This is a genomic window from Nocardia brasiliensis NBRC 14402, from assembly GCF_000308475.2.
GTDB lineage: Bacteria > Actinomycetota > Actinomycetes > Mycobacteriales > Mycobacteriaceae > Nocardia > Nocardia brasiliensis.
This window is the reverse complement of record NZ_BAFT02000062.1, coordinates 48,440-68,120: the sequence shown is the minus strand read 5'-3', so window position 1 is coordinate 68,120 and position 19,681 is coordinate 48,440. Positions and strand designations below refer to the sequence as shown.

Annotated in this window: 15 protein-coding genes; 6 read left to right on the top strand and 9 right to left on the bottom strand. The window is 68.0% G+C overall.

What is annotated here, in order from left to right:
* The first annotated feature begins 103 nt into the window (after positions 1-103).
* On the top strand, positions 104-1,360 hold the full coding sequence (locus tag TY25_RS20780) for a pyridoxal phosphate-dependent aminotransferase (protein WP_014988874.1): 1,257 nt from the start codon (positions 104-106) through the stop codon (positions 1,358-1,360).
* Positions 1,361-1,703: 343 nt separating this feature from the next.
* Entirely contained in the window at positions 1,704-2,978 is a 1,275-nt protein-coding gene (locus TY25_RS20775) for a YibE/F family protein (protein WP_042258558.1), read from the top strand.
* A 13-nt stretch (positions 2,979-2,991) separates the two neighbouring features.
* Here the strand turns inward: TY25_RS20775 and TY25_RS20770 are convergent, their stop codons facing one another.
* Together TY25_RS20770 and TY25_RS20765 are read right to left on the bottom strand one after the other, a co-directional pair.
* The gene (locus TY25_RS20770) at positions 2,992-4,299 is read right to left on the bottom strand and encodes a DUF7159 family protein (RefSeq protein WP_042258557.1); all 1,308 of its coding nucleotides are present in this window, start codon (positions 4,297-4,299) and stop codon (positions 2,992-2,994) included.
* Between the two features lie 138 nt (positions 4,300-4,437).
* Positions 4,438-5,763 carry a UDP-glucose dehydrogenase family protein gene (locus tag TY25_RS20765; RefSeq protein ID WP_081869000.1) on the bottom strand — a complete coding sequence of 442 codons (1,326 nt, stop codon included), beginning with the start codon at positions 5,761-5,763 and terminating at the stop codon, positions 4,438-4,440.
* Between the two features lie 131 nt (positions 5,764-5,894).
* On the opposite strand from TY25_RS20765, the gene TY25_RS20760 reads away from it, so the two are divergent.
* The 3 genes from TY25_RS20760 to TY25_RS20750 all read left to right on the top strand — a co-directional run bounded on the left by TY25_RS20760 (position 5,895) and on the right by TY25_RS20750 (position 8,954).
* A complete protein-coding gene (locus TY25_RS20760; RefSeq protein WP_052383092.1) occupies positions 5,895-6,428 on the top strand; it encodes a YdcF family protein in 534 nt (177 codons plus the stop codon).
* A 148-nt stretch (positions 6,429-6,576) separates the two neighbouring features.
* Entirely contained in the window at positions 6,577-7,806 is a 1,230-nt protein-coding gene (locus TY25_RS20755; protein ID WP_042258555.1) for an acyl-CoA dehydrogenase family protein, read from the top strand.
* Positions 7,806-8,954 (top strand): acyl-CoA dehydrogenase family protein, encoded by a 1,149-nt coding sequence (locus TY25_RS20750; RefSeq protein ID WP_042258553.1) that lies wholly within the window; start codon positions 7,806-7,808, stop codon positions 8,952-8,954. The genes TY25_RS20755 and TY25_RS20750 overlap by 1 nt, the downstream gene beginning before the upstream one ends.
* Positions 8,955-8,975: 21 nt before the next feature.
* Here the strand turns inward: TY25_RS20750 and TY25_RS20745 are convergent, their stop codons facing one another.
* The 3 genes from TY25_RS20745 to TY25_RS20735 all read right to left on the bottom strand — a co-directional run bounded on the left by TY25_RS20745 (position 8,976) and on the right by TY25_RS20735 (position 13,399).
* On the bottom strand, positions 8,976-9,545 hold the full coding sequence (locus TY25_RS20745; protein ID WP_042258552.1) for a PIN domain-containing protein: 570 nt from the start codon (positions 9,543-9,545) through the stop codon (positions 8,976-8,978).
* Positions 9,545-10,066 carry a helix-turn-helix domain-containing protein gene (locus tag TY25_RS20740; protein WP_014988866.1) on the bottom strand — a complete coding sequence of 174 codons (522 nt, stop codon included), beginning with the start codon at positions 10,064-10,066 and terminating at the stop codon, positions 9,545-9,547. The genes TY25_RS20745 and TY25_RS20740 overlap by 1 nt, the downstream gene beginning before the upstream one ends.
* 138 nt (positions 10,067-10,204) lie before the next feature.
* Positions 10,205-13,399 carry a (Fe-S)-binding protein gene (locus TY25_RS20735; protein WP_042258550.1) on the bottom strand — a complete coding sequence of 1,065 codons (3,195 nt, stop codon included), beginning with the start codon at positions 13,397-13,399 and terminating at the stop codon, positions 10,205-10,207.
* Between the two features lie 454 nt (positions 13,400-13,853).
* Here TY25_RS20735 and TY25_RS20730 point away from each other — a divergent pair, with 454 nt between their 5' ends.
* A complete protein-coding gene (locus TY25_RS20730; RefSeq protein WP_042258549.1) occupies positions 13,854-14,573 on the top strand; it encodes a DUF8020 domain-containing protein in 720 nt (239 codons plus the stop codon).
* Positions 14,574-14,632: 59 nt separating this feature from the next.
* Here TY25_RS20730 and TY25_RS20725 read toward each other — a convergent pair whose 3' ends face one another.
* From TY25_RS20725 to TY25_RS20710, 4 genes are all read right to left on the bottom strand, one after another.
* On the bottom strand, positions 14,633-15,532 hold the full coding sequence (locus TY25_RS20725; RefSeq protein ID WP_042258547.1) for an NRDE family protein: 900 nt from the start codon (positions 15,530-15,532) through the stop codon (positions 14,633-14,635).
* 139 nt (positions 15,533-15,671) lie between these two features.
* Positions 15,672-16,934, bottom strand: a complete 1,263-nt coding sequence (locus tag TY25_RS20720) for a S1 family peptidase (protein WP_081868995.1) — start codon at positions 16,932-16,934, stop codon at positions 15,672-15,674.
* Positions 16,935-17,033: 99 nt separating this feature from the next.
* Positions 17,034-18,389 carry a S1 family peptidase gene (locus TY25_RS20715; RefSeq protein ID WP_042258545.1) on the bottom strand — a complete coding sequence of 452 codons (1,356 nt, stop codon included), beginning with the start codon at positions 18,387-18,389 and terminating at the stop codon, positions 17,034-17,036.
* Positions 18,390-18,554: 165 nt separating this feature from the next.
* Positions 18,555-19,667 carry a hypothetical protein gene (locus TY25_RS20710; RefSeq protein ID WP_042258543.1) on the bottom strand — a complete coding sequence of 371 codons (1,113 nt, stop codon included), beginning with the start codon at positions 19,665-19,667 and terminating at the stop codon, positions 18,555-18,557.
* Positions 19,668-19,681 lie beyond the last annotated feature (14 nt).

Below are 19,681 nucleotides of genomic sequence, written 5' to 3'. Positions count from 1 at the left end.
GTCACAATCGCGCGCCCGGCGAGGGGCCGGTTCGCGTCGTCCCGGTGAAATACCGGCAATCGGCGCGAGCTGGACGTTTATCGGCTTGCGCGCACCTGGCACCATGGGACGGGTGAGCCCCAGTCATCTACCGCATCGCCCGCCGCGCGTACTCGAGCAGTCCACGAAGCTGCAGAACGTCGTCTACGAAATCCGTGGACCGGTACACGCGCAGGCGGCACGGCTGGAGGCGGAGGGGCATCGCATCCTCAAGCTCAATATCGGCAACCCGGCGCCGTTCGGTTTCGAGGCGCCGGATGTGATCATGCGCGACATCATCGCGTCGCTCCCGTATGCCCAGGGCTATTCCGAATCCAAGGGCATCACCTCGGCCCGGCGCGCGGTCGTCACCCGCTACGAGCTGGTGCCGGGCTTCCCCGAACTGGACGTGGACGACGTCTACCTCGGCAACGGCGTCTCCGAGCTGATCACCATCACCATGCAGGCGCTGCTGGACAACGGCGACGAGGTGCTGATCCCGGCGCCGGACTATCCGCTGTGGACCGCGATGACCAGCCTGGCCGGGGGCACCCCGGTGCATTACCTGTGCGACGAGTCCAGCGGCTGGCAGCCCGATATCGCCGATATCGAATCGAAGATCACCGACAAGACCAAGGCGCTGCTGGTGATCAATCCGAATAATCCGACGGGCGCGGTGTATTCGGCGGAAATTCTGCAGCAGCTCGCCGATATAGCGCGCAAGCATCAATTGCTGCTGCTCGCCGACGAGATCTACGACAAGATCCTCTACGACGACGCCAAGCACGTGTCCATGGCCTCGGTCGCGCCGGATCTGCTCTGCCTGACCTTCAACGGCCTGTCCAAGGCGTACCGGGTGGCGGGGTATCGCTCCGGGTGGCTGGCGATCACCGGTCCGAAGGAGCACGCGGCCGGTTTCCTGGAGGGGATCGACCTGCTGGCCTCGTCTCGCCTGTGCCCGAATGTGCCTGCGCAGCATGCGATTCAGGTGGCGCTCGGCGGTCATCAGAGCATCGAGGATCTGATCCTGCCCGGCGGGCGCCTGCTGGAACAGCGCGACGTCGCGTGGGAGCGGCTGAACATGATTCCCGGTGTGTCCTGCGTGAAACCGAAGGGCGCGCTGTACGCGTTCCCCCGGCTGGACCCGAATGTGTATGAGATCCATGATGATTCGAAGCTGATCCTGGATCTGCTGCTGCAGGAGAAGATCCTGATGGTGCAGGGGACCGGCTTCAACTGGCCCAACCATGATCATCTGCGGATCGTCACGCTGCCGTGGGCCAGGGACCTCGCGGTCGCCATCGAGCGCTTCGGCAACTTCCTGTCCAGCTATCGCCAGTAGCTTGCTCGCCACCCTCCGGCAACGGCAGCGCCCTGGTTTCAGGCTCTAAACATACCGAATGTATGAATACATGCGAGGTTTGGAGACTTCTCTAGCGCAAACGAAGTACTTTTGTGTACAGTAGGAATCGGCACTTTCGAGTGTCCGACCGAGTTGCCTACCCCCCTGGGTTAACTCGGTCTCGGGTTCGGCCGCCTACCCCCCTGGGCCGCCAGCCCTGTGGGCGGCGGAGACATCCCCCTGCTCTCCGCCGCCCCCTCCCGAACTTCTCCGCAAGTCAGCGGCATACCCCCTCGGCTGTTTCCGGTCGCAACTTGAAAATGAAATCCTTTAAGCTCTGCGCGTGACCGATCACCACCACCATCACCACGATCACTCCGGTCCCATCGCGATCGGCGACACCGCCGCCCGCGTGGTCATCGGACTGCTCACCGTCATCGGCATCGTGGTGCTGGCAGGCGCCTTCCTGCTCTGGCCGAGCAAACAGCACATCGACATCCCGCTGCCCATGCAGAACGCCGGCGGCGGCGCGGTGCAGACCGAGGCGGGCACGGTGGTGCTGCAAGACATCGGGCCGTGCGGCAGCGCCTCGATCGGCAAGGTCTTCGTGGAGAAGCCCGACGCGCCGCGCAACAACGCCTACACCTGCCAGCGCAGTCTCATCGAGATCGAATCCGGCCCGCACAAGGGCAACCGCACCCTGCTCGAAATCGCCCCCGGCCCTGGCCAACCCGATCTGCACGCCGGCGACAAGCTGCGCCTGGTGCGCCAGACCGACCCGAGCGGCACGCCGATGTACTCGTTCGAGGACTACGCGCGCGGGCTACCGCTGACGCTGATCGTCGTCGCCTTCGTCGTGGTGATCGTGGCGGTGGCGCGCTGGCGCGGCCTGCGCGCGCTGCTCGGCCTGGTGTTCGCGTTCGCGGTGCTGGTGCTGTTCATGCTGCCGGCGCTGCTGGACGGCAAGCCCGCCATCCCGGTCGCGCTGGTCGCGGGCGCGCTCATCCTCTACGCGGTGCTGTACCTGGCGCACGGGGTGAACCTGCGCACCAGCTCGGCCCTGCTCGGGACGCTGACCTCGATGATCGTCGCCGCGGTGCTGTCCTGGGTGGCGATCAAGATGACCAATCTCACCGGCCTGTCCGAGGAACAGAACACCGACGTCGCCACCTACATCGAACACGTCAGCATCACCGGGTTGCTGCTGGCCGGCTTCATCATCGGTTCGCTCGGCGTGCTGAACGACGTCACCATCACACAGGCCTCGGCGGCCTTCGAGCTGGCCGCCATCGACAAGGGCGCCTCGCGGCGCGAGGTCTTCACCGCGGCGATGCGGGTCGGCCGCGACCACATCGCCAGCACCGTGTACACGCTGGTGCTCGCCTACGCCGGTGGGGCGTTGCCGCTGCTGCTGTTGTTCAGCGTCGCGGGGCGTTCCATCCGGGACGTGCTCACCGGCGACGCCGTGGCCATCGAGATCGCCCGCTCGTCCGTCGGCGGTATCGCCCTGGCCCTGTCCGTCCCGCTGACCACCGCCATCGCCGTGATGCTCGCGCGTCCGTTCGGCAGCCACGCGCCGGTCGAGCCGCCGCGCCGGGCGCGGCACGCACGGAACTGAAAACCGGCCGCGGCTAACGCGGCGGGGGCGGTGGGAAGGGGAAGACCTCGGGCGGGATCGTGGGCACCACGATCGGCGGAAGTCCCGGTACGACAATGGTGTTGGGGCCCGGGGCCGGTGGCGGCGGGGGCTCGGTGGTGGCCCGGCGCGGCGGCGGCGCGGCCACCGATTCCGCGGGCGTCTCCGACGGTGTCGCGGGGGCGACGGCGATCTGCGGGTCGAGCGTGGTGGTGCGCGGGGCCGTGGTCGTCGGCACGGTGGGCGAACCTTCGCTGTGCGAATCGCGTTGCAGTACTTGGGGACCGTAGCCGAGGCCCAGGCCGATCGCGGCGACCACCGCGAGCGCGCTGACGGTCAGCACCGCGCCGCTGATCTCGCGTTTGCCGCGCTTCTTCGGCGGCGTCGATAACCAGGCCGGGGATAATTCGTCGTCGAGCACCGCGCCGACGGCCGCCGCCTCTGGCTGCACCGGCCGGGCGAGCAGCGCGGCCCCGCGGGCCACCACGGTCTCCGGGCTCTGCGGCACGATCACCGGAACGCCCATCCAGCGTTCGAGTACCTTGGCCACCAGCGGAATCCGGGCGCAACCGCCGATCGCGAGCACCCCGTGCACGGGGCGGTCGGAGCGGGTGATCACATCGCGCGCCATCCGCGCCGACGATTCGATCGCCAGCATGATCAGCGACTCGAAGTTCTCCTGTGCCAGTAACACCAGGCCCTGCTCGCTGGGGAGCGCGACCGCGGTGTTGGAGGATAGTTGTTCCTTGGCTTCGCGGCACAGCCCGTCCAGTGCGGCCAGGCCCGCCGCGTCCGGCGGATGCGCGATCCGGCCGGAGGCGATCTGCTGTTCGCGGATCAGCGAGTCGAGGTAGTCGCCGCTGATATCGCTGGTGCGCTCGCTGTAGCGGATCTCGCGCGACTGGGTGTCCACCACGCTCACCGACAGGCCTGAGCTGCCGAGGTCGTAGACCACCAGCGAGGAGATGCCGCGGATATCGCCGGTGGACTGCGCGAACTCCAGCGCGGCGACCACCTCGGGGACGAGTTCGTAATTGGTCAGCTGCTGGCGGGCCATGGCCGCGCGCACCGCGCGGGCGTGCTGCTCGCTGCGGTAGGCGATCGCGGTGGCGGTGATGCCGGGCGTGGTCTCCAGCGTGACGCCGATGGCCTCGGCGGCCAGCTCCTCGACCGTCTGGCCGGCGACCGGAACGGTCTGCAGATCGAACGAATGCGGCTCGACGTGCCCGTGGGGGTTCGCGGTGTGTGGTCGCGCCATACGGACAGCGCCGGCCCCCACCGAAACTCCCAGTACCGAACTCATCAGCTGCCCATCTCGTTCACACTTCACGACATGCGAGCCAGCGCGAAGGCCCGCTCCCCGGACCATACCGTCGGCGAGCGTCTGTGCATACGGCAGGACCGTGCCTCCCGCCGCAGACCGCGCCGCCGCGACGCAACTCTACGGGGTACCCAGTCCGGCGTACACCCATCCGGCTTCTCGCCAAATGGCACGATTGAGACAATTCCTCCCGTCGATGATCGACCGGGACCGCACCACTCGCTCCAGATCGGCCGGACGCAATGAGGTGAACTCGTCCCATTCGGTGAGCACCAAGACTACATCGGCGCGATCGCACGCTTCCGCGATCGAGGTGGCGTAGTTGAGCGTCGGGAACACCCGGCGCGAATTCTCCAGTGCCTTCGGGTCATACACGGTCACCACCGCGCCGTGCAGCTGGATCATGCCCGCCACATTCAGCGCCGGGGAGTCGCGCACGTCATCGGATTCGGGTTTGAACGCGGCGCCCAGCACCGCCACGTTCGCGCCGAGCAGCGAACCGCCACAGGCGCGCGCCGCCATGTCCACCACCTTGGTGCGGCGGCGCATGTTGATGTTGTCGACCTCGCGCAGGAACGCCACCGCGTGATCGGCGCCGAGCTCACCGGAGCGCGCCATGAACGCGCGGATGTCCTTCGGCAGGCAGCCGCCGCCGAAACCCAGTCCGGCATTGAGGAATCGGCGGCCGATGCGGGCGTCGTAGCCGAGCGCGTCGGCCAGCATCGTCACGTCCGCGCCGGTCGCCTCGCACACCTCCGAGACCGCGTTGATGAACGAAATCTTGGTCGCGAGAAAGGCGTTGGCCGAGACCTTCACCAATTCCGCGGTGGCCAGGTCGGTGAGCAGGAACGGCACCTCGGCGGTGATCAGATCCGCGTAGACCTCGCGCACCAGCTGCTCGACCCAGGTGGCCGCGTCGCGTTCCCGATCCACGCCCAGCACAAGACGATCCGGGCGCAGCGTGTCCTTCACCGCGAAGCCTTCCCGGAGGAACTCGGGGTTCCACGCCACCTCGACCTCGGCCGAGGCGAGCGCGCGGGCCCTGGTGCCGAGCGCGGTCGCGGTGCCGACCGGCACGGTCGACTTGCCGATGATCACCGACGGACGCTCCAGCATCGGGGCGAGCGTATCCACCACGGCGTGCACGTATTTCAGGTCCGCGGCGTACTCACCCTTCTTCTGTGGCGTGCCGACGCCGAGGAAGTGCACCTCCGCATGCGCCGCGGCTTCGGCGTAGGACGTGGTGAACCGCAACCTGCCCGCGTCGAGATTGCGCCGCAGCACCTCCTCGAGACCGGGTTCGTAGAACGGCACCACACCATCGGACAGCTTCGCGACCTTGCCCGGGTCGACGTCCACCCCGATCACGTCGTGCCCGAGTTCGGCCATGCACGCCGCGTGCGTGGCCCCGAGGTACCCGGTTCCGAAGACTGTGCATCGCGTGATCGATTGATAAGCCTCCCCGATGGCCACACCACGTCACCGAGGCAAGGGTCACGGCAACGGTAGGTGTACATGTGGCGACGCCGCCCGGGTTGGCCGCCCTGACCTGCGACGACACGGCTAGCATCGACGGGATGCGACGTTTGCGGTGGGCCGTGCTCGGCCTGGTCGCCGCCGTGTCGGTCGTGGCGGCGCTATGGCCCGTCTACGTCCGGCCGCGCACCGATGTCCCCGTGTCCGCCGACGCGATCCTGGTCCTCGGCGGGGCGCACGACGGCCGCGAACAGCTGGCGCTGCGGCTGGCCTCCGAGGGCTTCGCGCCCCGGGTCCTGATCTCGGATCCGTACGAGCACAGCACCCTGATCAATCGAATCTGTCACGGCAGCTACAGCTTCCAGGTGATCTGTTTCGACCCCGCGCCCCGCACCACCCGCGGCGAGGGGCGTTTTCTCGCGCGGATGGCGCGGGCCGGCGGCTGGCAGCGCGTCATCGTGGTCACCTTCACCCCGCACATCTCCCGGGCCCGCTACATCCTCGGCAAGTGCTGGTCCGGCGAGCTGCTCTTCGTCGACCCGGCACCCCGCCTCTCCGTCCCGCGCTGGGCGTGGGACTACGCCTATCAGTCGGCGGGCTACGTCCGGGCCTTCTTCGAGGATTGTGACGCCTAGCTCGGGTTTTACCGGGAATAGGCGCGTGCTTCCGTTAATTGCTGGCAGGTGACATCAGTTTGCTACAGTGGCGGGACACACGTAGGTCCTGTCTCGTTTCGGCTCCGGCCGATGGCGACGCACTGGCGCACACCCTCCGGGAGGGCTGATGGAATTCGACTGGTCAGCGGCCGATCTGGCATTTCGGGACGAGGTGCGGGCGTTTCTCGACGCCGAGCTGACGCCGGAGTTGCGGCGCGCCGGACGGTTGGCGACGAGCGTCTACCCCGATCACGAGGCCAGCATGCAGTGGCAGCGGATCCTGCACGCGCGCGGCTGGGCGGCGCCCGCCTGGCCCGTCGAATACGGCGGGTGCGCGTGGAGCCTGACCCAGCACTACATCTTCGCGCGGGAATCGACACTGGCGGGAGCGCCCGCGCTGTCCCCGATGGGGATCAAGATGGTCGCGCACGCGATCATCGCCTACGGGACCGAGGAACAGAAAGCCTTCTACCTGCCGCGCATCTTGACCGGGGAAGTCTTCTTCTGCCAAGGCTATTCGGAACCGGAGGCGGGATCCGACCTCGCCGCGCTGACGATGGCCGCGGTCGAGGACGGCGACGACCTCGTCTGCACGGGCAGCAAGATCTGGACCACCCATGCCACCGAGGCGAATTGGATCTTCTGCCTGGTGCGCACCTCGCGGTCGGGAAAGAAGCAGCAAGGCATCACCTTTCTGCTGATCGATATGACCTCGCCCGGCATCGAGATCCGCCCGCTGGTGATGACCTCCGGCGAACAGGTGCAGAACCAGGTCTTCTTCGACAACGTCCGGGTACCGAAAAGCAATGTGCTCGGGCAGATCGACGACGGCTGGACCGTCGCCAAATACCTGCTCGTGCACGAACGCGGCGGTGCGATGGCGCCGTACCTGCAGGCGATGGCGCAGGAAATCGGCCTCGAAGCGGCCCAGCAGCCGGGACCGGACGGCAATCCGCTGATCGACGATCCGGCATTCTCGGCGCGCCTGGCGGAGGCGCGGATTCGCACCGAGGTGCTCGAAATACTGGAGTACCGCACGATTTCGGCGATGGCGCGGGGCAAGAACCCGGGACCGGCCGCCTCCATGTTGAAGATCCTCGCCACCGAGCTGAGCCAGCAATTGACCGAACTGGCCTTGACCGCCGCCGGTCCGCGCGCCCGGGTGTATCAACCGCATGCCACCAAACCCGGTGGGCCGATCGCCGAATTCACACCGCCCGCGGACGGTTACCACAGCGGCACCGAATGGCAGGCGGTCGCGCCGCTGCGCTACTTCAACGACCGGGCCGGCTCGATCTACGCGGGCAGCAACGAGATTCAGCGAAACATCCTCGCCAAAGCAGCATTGGGGCTCTGATGGACTTCACACTCACCGACGAGCAGGAACTGCTCCGCACCGCCCTCGCCGGCTTCCTCGGCGCGCGGTATGACCTGGAAAAGAGCCGCACCGCGGTCAAATCCGGGCCGGGCTGGCAGCCCGCGATCTGGCACGCGTTCGCCGACGAACTCGGCATCCTCGGCGCGATCCTGCCCGAGCGGGTCGACGGGATGGGTGGCGGGCCGGTCGAAATGATGGTCATCGCCGAGGAACTCGGCCGCGCGCTGGTCGTGGAACCGTTCGTCGACACCGTCGTCGTCGGCGCCGGACTGCTGAACCGCTCCGGCGGGGAACGCGCCGACGCGGTGCTGCGGCAGATCGCGGCGGGCGAGGCGCGCACGGCTTTCGCTGCGCTGGAACCGACTTCGGGCCAGACCTGGCACGACGTCAGCACCACCGCACGGCAGGACGGTGACTCGTGGGTGCTCGACGGCGCGAAGACCGTGGTGACCAGCGCGCCGCTGGCCACGCACCTGCTCATCACCGCGCGCACCGCGGGCAATCGGCGCGATCAGCGCGGTATCTCGTTGTTCTGCATGGATTTCGACGCGGAAAACCCGCCTGCCGGTGTCGAAGTGCACCCGTACCGGACCATCGACGACCGGGTCGCCGCCGACCTCGTATTCACCGATTTCCGGGTGCCCGCCGACGCGTTGCTCGGCATCGAGGGGACCGCCTGGGTCGCGATCGAACCCACCGTCGACACCGCCATCGCGGCCATCGCCGCCGAAACCGTCGGCTGCCTGCGTACCGTGCTCGCCGACACCCTCGAATACGCCAAGCAACGCAAGCAGTTCGGTCAGCCGATCGGCAGTTTCCAAGTGCTGCAACACCGCATGGTCGACATGTATATGGAACTCGAACAAGCCATCGCCGCCACCTATCTCGCGATCTACTCGCTCGCCGCCGAACCCCCGGCCCGCGCCCGCGCCGTCGCCGCCGCCAAGGTCACCGTCGCCCGCGCCGCCCGCTTCATCGGCCAGAACGCCGTCCAACTACACGGCGCCATGGGCATGACCGAAGAACTGGCCATCGGCCACTACTTCAAACGCCTCACCGCCATCCAGCACGAATACGGCACCCCCGACCACCACCTCACCCGCTACGCCACCCTCACCCACCCCTGAATCGGCCCGGGCGGTCGAAACCTACGCATTCGATATCAGTTCGACCGCCTCGTGCATCCCGTACCGCGTCGAAAGGACCTCGAGCAGCTCATCGACCGACTGCGGGGGATTACAGTGCCGACGCGAGAGTCCCTGTAGAGAAGTCAGCGCACGGGCCGGATCGACGGCACAGGTATTCGCGGCGAATTCTGCGGCACCGATCACCTGCAGTCCCGCGGGTAGCAGGCCGCCCGGAAAGTGGCGCCGATTCTCGGTGACGATCGCTCCCGCCGCGCCGACCACGGCCGCGGCCACAACGTGCTCGTCATCGACGTCGGGGAGCCCGAACGAGCCCTCGAGCGGCTCCCACCCGCAGACGAGTGCGTCGTCGAACGCCGTCGTCATCCTCGCGACGAGCCTGGACGCCGTGGCCTGTGCGGTGTTCGGAACTTGGCCACGGCGAACGAGTTTACGAGCTTCGTGTCGTTCGAGTTCCTCGAGGATCGGACTGCTCCAGAGTGGCCGATAGAGGTTCTCCACAGCCAGCGAGAGCAGGAAGTCACGTTGCAGGCTCGGCCACAGTACGCAGGTGTCGAGCAGGGCGCCGAACATCAGCTGCGACGTTTTCGCGCAGCTTCCTTTCTGATCTCACGTAGCTCTGCCAGGACCGCTGCCGGATCTTCTTCGTCGTCCAAGCCGAGCGCGGTCGCGGCGAGTGCTTCGTACTGGCGGTGACGCCGCTGTTCTCGATAAGCCAGGACATCGGTGAGCAGTAGTCTGCGCCGGGATCCGGCGCGTTCCGCGGGGATCTTGTTCGCATCGATCAAGCGGACCACGGTCGGCCGGCTGACGCCGAGCAAGTCCGCGGCTTGCTGGGTGGTCAGGGTCATGCTTTGCGGCGCGACCGTCACTGCCTTCCCGTCGCGCAGCGCGGACACCACTTGAACCAGGACGCGGTGCAGGGACTCCGGCAGCTCTACTTGATCGTGCTCGTCGGCACCGACCAGCAGGTAACGCGGCCGTACCGTGTCGCCATGACGCGCCTCGTGCGCGGCCAGGAAACTGACCACGGGGGCCAGCTCCTCGGCTGGTTCGGGCAGGTATGTGTGCTGGCTCGAGGCCTCGGACGGCATGTTGCCACCTCCTTCGAACAAATCGTAACCTATTTCGAAACGTTCGAAAGACGAATTCGGGACCGCTCGCGTGACGGGATCCCAAAAGAATCGGCCCGGGCGCGTTGCACGCCCGGGCCGACCTCGCTGTTCAGTTGTTCAGTTCTTGCGGCCCGGGGCCTTGGCGCCGGACTTGAAGCCGAGGCCGCCTGGTTTGGCGGTGGGGGGTGTGGCTTCGCCGTTGCCGGTGCCGTTGGTGGGCTGGGGCGGCTCGGGGGTGTCCTCGGCGGGGGATTCCGCGACGGGTTCGGGGTCGGCCTGGGGTGCCGGGTCGGACGGGGTCGCGGGGGTGCCGGGGGCCTTGGGGCCGGGGCGCTTGAAGCCGGACTTCATGGCCAAACCCTTGGCGGGGATGGTCGGCTTGGTTTCGGTGGGTTCCGAAACCGGTTCGGCTGCGGGCGTTTCCGGGGTGGCCGGGCTCTCGGCCGCCGGAGCGGGCGCGGGTGCGGCCGGTGCCTTCGCGCCCGGCGCCTTGGCGCCAGGCGCCTTTGCGGCACCCTTCATGCCGAGTCCCTTGACCGGCTTCGGCGCGGGAGCCGGTGCGGCGGAAGCGGACTCGGTGGCGGAGGCGGATTCGGCAGGGGTGGATTCGGCGGGAGCGGATTCCGCGGCCGGTGCCGCCTTCGCGCCCGGCGCCTTGGCCGCACCCTTCATCCCGAGTCCGCCGGGCTTCTTGGCGGGGCCCTTCATAGCGAGACCCTTGACCGGCGGTGCGGTGGTCTCCGCGGCCGACTCTTCCGCGGCGGGTTCAGCTTTCGCGCCCGGCGCTTTCGCCGCGCCTTTCATGCCGAGTCCGCCGGGCTTCTTGGCGGGGCCCTTCATAGCTAGACCCTTGACCGGGGGTGCCGCTTCCGCGGCGGGCTCCTCGGCCTTGGCTCCGGGCGCCTTTGCCGCGCCCTTCATGCCGAGCCCGCCACCGGGTGCCTTCGCCGGGCCCTTCATCGCGAGTCCGCCGCCGGTCGGCGCGGCCTTGGCGGCTGGGGCCTGCTGCTCCGGTTCGGGTTCGGGCTCGGCGACCTCTTGCACCGCAGGCGCTTTCGGCTCCTGCACGACGGTGAGGTTCTCGGTGAGCCGGGCCGGGTCGACCCGGTCGATGGCGTCGAGCATGAGCTGGGCGACGTCGACGACCTCGACCCCTTCGCCTTCACCCTTTTCCTGCCGGGCGGTGACGCCGTCGGTGAGCATGACGCGGCAGAACGGGCAGCCGGTCGCGATCTTGCCCGGTGTCGCGCCACCGGCACCGGTGAGGGTGTTGAGGCCCTCGTCGACGCGGTCCACGTTGATCCGCTTGCCGAGCTGCTCTTCCATCCACATGCGCGCACCACCGGCACCACAGCACATGGAACGTTCGCCGTGGCGCGGCATTTCGACCAGGGTGGAACCGGAGGCTTCCATCAGTTCGCGCGGCGCGTTGTAGACCTTGTTGTGCCTGCCCAGGTAGCAGGGGTCGTGGTAGGTGACGTTCTGCGACACCGAGGCGACCGGGATCAGTTGCTTCTGCCGCACCAGGCGGTTCAGCAGCTGGGTGTGGTGCACCACCTCGTAAGTGCCACCCACCTGCGGGTATTCGTTGTTGAGCGCGTTGAAGCAGTGCGCGCAGGTGACGACGATCTTCTTTTTCTGCTGCTCGACGCCCTCGAACACCGAGTTGAGCAGTTCGATGTTCTGCGCGGCCAACTGCTGGAACAGGAACTCGTTGCCCGCGCGCCGGGCCGAGTCGCCGGTGCAGGTCTCGTCGGCGCCGAGCACCATGAACTTGACGCCCGCGGTGGCGAGCAGTTCGGCGACCGCCTTGGTGGTCTTCTTCGCACGGTCTTCGTACGCGCCCGCGCAACCGACCCAGAACAGGTAGTCGTATCCGTCGAAGCTGTCCGCGTCCTGGCCGAAGACCGGGATCTGGAAGTCCAGCTCGTTGATCCAGTTGAGCCGGTCCTTCGAGTTCTGGCCCCAAGGGTTGCCCTTGTTCTCCAGGTTCTTGAACAGGCCCGCAAGCTCAGACGGGAACTCCGATTCGATGAGCACCTGGTAGCGGCGCATGTCGATGATGTGGTCGACGTGCTCGATATCCACCGGGCACTGCTCGACGCACGCACCGCAGGTGGTGCACGACCACAGCACTTCGGGGTCGATGATGCCGTTGGCCTCGAGCTCGCCGACCAGCGGACGTTCCGCCTCGGCCTTCGACGCATCGGAGATCTTCGCCAGCGCGGCCTCGTTCGGCGCGCCTTCGGCGTCGACCAGGCCGACCTCGTCGCCGCCCATGTCCTTGCGGCCACCGGCCAGCAGGTACGGCGCCTTGGCATAGCCGTGGTCGCGCAGCGACATGATCAGCAGCTTGGGCGACAACGGCTTACCGGTGTTCCAGGCCGGGCACTGCGACTGGCAGCGGCCGCACTCGGTGCAGGTGGTGAAGTCGAGCCAGCCCTTCCAGGAGAAGTCCTCGATGCGGCCCGCGCCGAACGTGTCGTTGTCCGGGTCGGCGGTCTCCATGTCGATCGGCTTGCCCTTGGACATCATCGGCTTCACCGCGCCGAGCGCGACGCCGCCGTCGTCCTCACGCTTGAAGTAGATGTTCGGGAACGCCGAGAAGCGGTGCCACGCCACGCCCCAGTTGAGGTTGCGGCCGACCAGGAACAGGAAGGTGCTGCCCGACATCAGCTTCACGAACGCGAACAGCGCGACCATCGTCGCGTTGGCCGGCAGCAGCTTGGCGACCTGCATGGTGAAGAAGTCGGTCCACGGGTTCGAGTGGCCGTAGACGGCGATCTTGCCCGCCTTGACCAGCACCATGCCGAGACCTTCGATGAGCACGATGGTCTCGATGATGTAGGCGGGACCGAACCGCGAGCCGCTGAATCGGGACAGCCGTTCGGGCAGGCGCGGGTGGTTCAGCTGGCGGATCACGATCAGCACCAGGATGCCGATCACGGTGCCGATGCCGAGGATCTCGTCGGCCAGGTGGTAGATCGCCCAGTTGCCGATGATCGGCCAGTGGAATTCGGGATCGAAGGTCTGCCCGTAGGCCTCGAAGAAGAGGATGAACCCGGCCAGGAAGCCGATCATCACCAGCCAGTGGGCCCAGCCGACGGTGCGGAACTTCACCATGCGCGTGTGCGCCAGAAATTCCACGATCATCGTCTTGAAGCGGGGGAAGAACGGTCGCCAGCGGTCCGGCGCGCTCTGGCCGATCATGATGGTGCGCGCGATGTTTCGAACGCCGCCGACGAACGAGGCCCAACACAATAGGCTGAGCGCCGTCCCAATCGTGCCCAGCGTCACTGTCAGGGCATTCATGTCGCGACCTTTCTCTAGAGAGGCAACACGAGCGGGGGCAGTTCGGCCGCCCCGGTTGGCTCGTATCCTAACCGGCGGTAAGTTACCCACCGGTAACAACCACTGTCTACCGTACGATCGGCACCTGAGCTATGCCCCATCTTCCTGGGGCTTGACGCAGAATTTACCTGTGATGAACGTCACAAAAGGGTTGCCAATCCAACTGCATGTTCGGGTGATCACCACCGTAAACGTCGAGCGAATCGGTTCTGTCGCTAAGGTCAGGCTTAGTCCGCAAGGCGCGTAATGCATCTCGCATCTGAGCGGCCGTTCGATTACGCTCACGACGTTCTGTCTGCTGTGCCCGTCTCCGCACTGCTCGGGGAGGATCCGGGGCGACCGCCCGGATTTGATGAAGAGCTCTCGCGTGACGCAGATCGGCCGGTAGACGACCTGATGATGGATTGGAAACTGAATGAACCTCCGCAGAACCACCGCGGGTGCCGCGTTGGTCATCGGCGCGATGACCATCGGTCTCGGGACCGCGCATGCCGAGCCTGTCGCCGCACCGGCAGACTCCGGCATCAACTACTCCGTCAAGCTGGTCGACAAGACGGTTGTCGCGTCGCTCAAGGGGGGCACCTTCTCGGTTACCGAGCAGGACGGAGCGACCGCCGAAGATCCCAAGCTCAGTGTTGCCAACGTGCGTGACGGTCAGGGCAACACCCTTGTTTCGTTCCCGCTCGAGGTCGACGTCGACGGCACCCTCGTCCCGGTCAAGACCGAGGTGAAGAAGGACGGCACCGTCCTCGAGATCACCCCGCAGAAGCCCGAGGGCCTCGTCGTCACCGGCAAGCCGGTGGCCGCGCGTCCGTCCGTGGCGCAGGACATCGCCTCGCCGATCGAGAACCAGCGGGCGCAGAACGAGTTCGCCAGCAAGTTCGGTATCGCGACCGCGATCGGTGGCTTCATCGGCACCGCGATCGGCGCTGTCGTCGGCTTCTTCCTCGGCCTGCCGATCTTCGGTGTCGGCGGCCTGCTCGGCATCCCGGTGGGCGCCGGTATCGGCGGCATCCTGGGCACCATCATCGTCGGTGGCCCGGCGCTGGTCGCCGCCGGCCTCGAGCTGATCAACACCATTCAGGCGCCGGACGGCACCACCCAGTGGGCGGACAAGCCGCAGCCGGTGAAGTAAGTTCTTTCGGTTCCATCGACTCGGCCCGCTCTCTTCGGAGGGCGGGCCGAGTCGTCGTTTCAGGCGGGCATTTCCAGCGTGCCGCGCATCGACACCGTGCCCTTCGGTCGCCCGAACCGCCCGAAGGTCCGCTCCGCCATCTCGAACGAGCCGTCCTCCCGCACCAGCAGCACCGTGCTCGCGCGGGTGCCGTGCACGCCGTCGGCGATGAACCGGGACGACAGCCTGCGCTCCATCCGCTTCGGTACGCCGGTGTCCGGCAGGTCCGCGTCCGCGGCGCGGGTGCGGTCCGCGAGCACCTCGAAATAGCGCGCCACCGCGCCCGGCTCGGACGCCACCACGGCCCGCAGGTCGGCTACGCCACTGCGTACCTTGGGCCAGATGGGCTGTGGGGCGGTCAAATCCGTGTCCTGTGGGTTCGGCCCTACCGAGCTGACGAACGGGGCGTTGGAGAGGCCGTGGAAGCCGGGCGTGAGTTCCTGCGGCGGCGCCGCGCTGCGGTTCGAATGCCACCACAGCGCGTCCAGGTCCGACACCACCAGGTTGTAGCCGTTGTAGTCGTCGGGCGCGGCCGCGACGTCGAGGACGTACTTCTCCGGGCCGGGGAAGTCGGCGCCGGACCGCCGCTGCGACGAGCCCCGCAGGAAATCCATCAGCAGCGCGCCGCGCGAACGCGCGTCGGTGCGCTCGTCTCTCGGGTTGCGCACATTGGTCACGGTCGCGAATCGGCTGGGTCGCAGCGGCTCCTGCTGATCCGGCGCGGCCGCGCCGAGCCAGGTGCCGGGCGGATCGCCCGCGGACTTGTTCTTCGCGCCGAGGTCACGGCCCGCGAGCAGGCCGGGCAGCTCCGGCCACCAGCGCATGGACTCGGTCGGCCGGGTATAGAACTCGTCCCGGTTGGCCGCGACGATCAACCGATACTCCGGATGGGCGCGCCAGCCGATCAACACCAAACACATGCAGTCCAGGATGCCGCAACGGTGCCGGACGCAGCACCGCATTCGCCGCCGGAACGGGCCCGCAAGGCCAGTGGAAAGGTGCCCGAGACAGCGAAAAGGCCGCCCGCGCGCACGCGGCCGGCCTTTCCGTCGGGGGAAGCTAGTTGGTGCGCAGCTTCAGACCGGGGTTGTCCGAGAGCACCACGTGCACCGGCTGCGCGAACAGCTGCGGTGCGTTGCCGGTGAGGGCGCCGATCAGGTTGGGGATCTCGCAGATCGGGTAGTCGGCCACCGACGACGCGCTGGAGATGCCGAGCGCCAGACGGCCGGTCACGATCGGGCCGCCGCTGTCGCCGGGCAGCGCGCAGATGTTGGCCGAGAACGCCTGGGTCAGCTCGCGCTCGCCCACCTGCACGGTCTGGTCGACCGCGTTCACCACGCCACAGCTGAAGCCGGTCCGCGAACCGGACTTGCAGACCGGCGCGCCGACGACCGGGGTGGCGACGCCTTCGATCCGGATGGACGCGGCGCCGGGCACCCGGACCTCGTTGTTGCTGAAGCGATCCCGGGACTGATCGGCGATCCGCACGATCGAGTAGTCCTGCTCGCCGAGCACCGACTTCTGGAACCGGCCGAGCTCGGTGCCGAGCCGGTCGCCGTTGAGCTCGTGGATCCGCGCGGCGTTGTCGTTGCCCGCCGACGGCAGATCCGGGTTGCAGTGGCCCGCAGTGACATTCACGATGTTGCCGTTGCGGTCGGTGCCGTTGAAGCCGAGCGAGCAGCGCAGCGAGGTGCGGCCCGCGACCGAGGCGTAGCCGTCGCCGCCGGCCAGCACACCGGTTCCGGCACCGGCGATTTCGCTCGCCTGCGGCAGCGTCGCCTGCTCACCGGCCACCGGCGGGGCCATCACGATGACCCGGGCCGGGTCGATGAAGTTCGGCATCGGCAGGCCGATCTTGTCGACGCGCACCGCGATGCTGTTGTTGATCGTGTCCACCACGACGCCGCGCACCAGCGAGGAGACCGCCTCGGGCTGGCCCTCCAGCCACCGCTCGAACGCGCTCTTCTCACCACGCAGCGCGGTCTCGCTCTTGGCCACGTTGCGCACCTCGAAACCGGCTGACTCCGCGGCCTTTCGGGCTTCGTCGGCACCCGGCCCCTGCGCCAGTGCCACGACCGCCTTGCCGCCCTCGTCGAGCCACGAGCCGCCGAACACGGCGGGGTACTGCCGCTGGGCGGTGGTGGCGAACGCGGCGACCTGCTGGGCCACGTCGGCGCGGTGCAGGTACTCCTCCGGCGAGATCTTCAGATCACGCGCGATCGCGCTGACGAGCTCTGCGGGCAGATTCGGCGCGGGATCGGGTTGTGCAGACGCTACTGCCGTCGGTCCGAACAGCAGTATCGCCGCCGAAGCGGCGATCACTGATTTTCGGACCCGGGTCTGTCGCGCAGCTGATCGGAGAGGACCTATACGTGGCAGGAGCATGCCCAGACTATATGGGCTCGAGCCCGCTATGCCTACTTATACCGAGCCTCGGGTTCGCACCGAGATGCCGCTGCCGACGCCGCCGCCGGACGAGGCGTCGATATCGGCCAGGATCGGCCGGATCGGAATGCCGAGGCTGGCGGTGCCGCCGTACTGCGCCAGCGCGATATTGGCCTCGTTGCAATCGGGGGCCTCGGCCGCGTTGGAGCCGCTGGTGATGCCGAGGGCGAGCGTGCCGGACACGATCGCGCCGCCGCTGTCCCCGCCGAGGGTGCAGGCCGAGCTGGCGAAGCCGCGCACGACCTTGCTCTCGCCCTCCGCGGTGTAGAGCTGGGTCTCGACCCGGTCGGCCACCACGAAGCCACAGGTGAAGGTGGAGGACTGCCCGGTCTTGCACACCGGCGCGCCGGTGATCGGATCGGCGGTGCCGGTGATCGACAGCGTGGTGCCGTTGGCGCCGCGCACGGTCGGCTGGTCCATGCCGGCGCGGACGGCGCGCTCGTTCAGCTTGATCACCGAGTAGTCCAGTGCGCTCTGCCCGCCCAGCTTCGCCTGGACGAACGTGCCGAGCTCGGGGCTGGCCGGGATGTCCTTGACGTTGGGGAAGTAGACGGTGGCCGCTTGGCTGTCCTTGCCGACGTTCGGATCGCAGTGTCCCGCACTGATGTTCAGCGCGTTGCCGGCCGCGTCGACGCTGTTGAAGCCGAACGAGCAGACGTCGACGCCCTTCAGCGAGGCGTCACTGAGCGGGATCGGGGCGCTGATGTAGGTGTCGCCACCCATTGGCCGCCGCTCCACCGCGCCGCCGCTGCCGGGGGAGAGGATGACCTTGACGTTGGCGATCAGGGTCGGCAGGTTCAGCAGGTGGCCCGCGGGGGTGTTGGCGACGCTGAGCACCAGCTGGCTGTTGAGGAAGTCGATGGCGACCGAGTTGATCGCGGTCGAGATCTCCCGGGGCAGGCTGGTGATCCACTGGTTCAGCTGCATCAGCGAGCCCTCCAGTCCGTCCGCGGAGACGGGGGCGAGCCTGGTCTGGTAGCCGTCGGCGGAGGCGATCTTGGCAGCGTCGAGCGAGGTGACCGCGACGATGGGCTTGCCGTCGGTGCCGATCCACGCGCCCGCGAACGCCTCGGGACGCTCGGAGCGGAAGTCGCGGGCGTAATCGCGCAACTGCTGTGCGCGGGCGGCCCGGTCCAGGTATTCGGTCGGCGTCATCTTCAGGTCGCGCGCGATGGCCTGCGCCAGTTCGGGCGGCAGCGTATCGGCGGTGAGCTGCGCGGGGGTCGCCGGCGCCGCCGCGGCGGTGGTCGTGCCGAGCAAGGGAGCGAGGAAAACGGTCGAAGCGATAGCGACAGCTTTGACCGCGGCGCGGCGCGCCACCAACTTGCGCATGAAATCCCTTCGTGGCACGCAAGTGCCAGCTAAATCCGCGGCAACGGGCCTGGAATCCGTTGGCTCACAGTCGTCCTCCAGCAACAGACCGAGCGCCGGGAATTCATCCGACAACACCGGTCAGCGCATCACTTTAAGGCACAAACCGGGGAAGGGCTCTACTAATCACCGACTGCCCGGTATCTGCAGGCCAGGGATGGACGGGATCTCCGGCAACGGCTGGAACGGCGAGGACTTCGACGGCTTCGGGCGCGTCGTCGGCGTCGGCGTGGTCGTCGGCGGTTCGGTGGTCGGCGGCGGGGGTGGCGGAGGCGGCGGCTCGCTCGTTTCCGGCGGTGTGGTCGCGGTGGTGGTCACCGGCGGCTCGGTGGTCGGCGGGGTGGACGGCACGGTCGGGAAGTTGACCGGCGGCGCGGCCGGGGTCGGGCTCACCGTCACCTGATCGGATTTGGCGTCGCGCAGCGGCGGCACCGGAGTGTCGCTCTCCTCGCGGAACAGCACGGCCACCGCGAAGCCGCCGAGCACGAGCCCGATCAGCGCCGCGGCCCCGATCAGCAGCGGCAGCTGCTTGCGGTCCTTCTTCGGCTCCGGCTGCTTGGGCTCGGTTTGCTGTTCCGGCTCCGCGGCCTCGGTCGTCGGCAGCGGCTCGGCCAGCGGGATGGCCGCCGAATACGCCTGCGGCTGCGCCTCGGACGCGGGCACCGCCGGAATGATCACGGTGTCCACCGTCGAGTTCTCGGCGTGCGTCGGATCGGGCGGCGTGCTGCCCGCGGGCGTGGACAACACCGCGGCCAGCGCGGCGCGGGCCGCGTCGTAGGCGTACGTGCCGCCCGGCTCCGCGATCCCCGCGCTCGGCAGCTCGGCCTCGCTGACCAGCAGCACCGAACGCAGTCCCAGGTAGTCCAGCGCGTCCCGCAGTGCCTGGATGTATTCGCGGGGCCAGTCGCCCGGATGCGTGGCGTAGAACTCGGCGGCGCCGTTGAGATATTCGGCCGTGAGGTTGATCAGGCAGAACAACGCGGTCGCGACGAGGTCTTCGGCCCGGTAGGCCTCACCGTCGTCGACCGCGAGACCGGCCGGATCGCCGACGGCGCGCACGAAGCCCGTGATCGCGTGGGCGTTCCCGTCCGGCGGCGCTTCGCCGAGTGCGGCGTCGCCGTCGTCGGACATGTACAGCACCGACTCGCGGACGATGAGCAGCGGCTCATCGCCGCTGTCGGTGACGATCGCCGCCGTGCACTCGTCCTCGGCGATGCGCAGGCCCACCCCTGTGGCCATCCTCAGTACCTCGC

Coding starts and splice junctions, on each gene's coding strand:
- TY25_RS20780 (WP_014988874.1), top strand. CDS start 104: ATGGGACGGGTGAGCCCCAGTCATCTACCGCATCGCCCGCCGCGCGTA.
- TY25_RS20770 (WP_042258557.1), bottom strand. CDS start 4,299: ATGAGTTCGGTACTGGGAGTTTCGGTGGGGGCCGGCGCTGTCCGTATG.
- TY25_RS20760 (WP_052383092.1), top strand. CDS start 5,895: ATGCGACGTTTGCGGTGGGCCGTGCTCGGCCTGGTCGCCGCCGTGTCG.
- TY25_RS20755 (WP_042258555.1), top strand. CDS start 6,577: ATGGAATTCGACTGGTCAGCGGCCGATCTGGCATTTCGGGACGAGGTG.
- TY25_RS20750 (WP_042258553.1), top strand. CDS start 7,806: ATGGACTTCACACTCACCGACGAGCAGGAACTGCTCCGCACCGCCCTC.
- TY25_RS20745 (WP_042258552.1), bottom strand. CDS start 9,545: ATGTTCGGCGCCCTGCTCGACACCTGCGTACTGTGGCCGAGCCTGCAA.
- TY25_RS20740 (WP_014988866.1), bottom strand. CDS start 10,066: ATGCCGTCCGAGGCCTCGAGCCAGCACACATACCTGCCCGAACCAGCC.
- TY25_RS20735 (WP_042258550.1), bottom strand. CDS start 13,399: ATGAATGCCCTGACAGTGACGCTGGGCACGATTGGGACGGCGCTCAGC.
- TY25_RS20730 (WP_042258549.1), top strand. CDS start 13,854: ATGAACCTCCGCAGAACCACCGCGGGTGCCGCGTTGGTCATCGGCGCG.
- TY25_RS20725 (WP_042258547.1), bottom strand. CDS start 15,532: ATGTGTTTGGTGTTGATCGGCTGGCGCGCCCATCCGGAGTATCGGTTG.
- TY25_RS20715 (WP_042258545.1), bottom strand. CDS start 18,389: ATGCGCAAGTTGGTGGCGCGCCGCGCCGCGGTCAAAGCTGTCGCTATC.
- TY25_RS20710 (WP_042258543.1), bottom strand. CDS start 19,667: ATGGCCACAGGGGTGGGCCTGCGCATCGCCGAGGACGAGTGCACGGCG.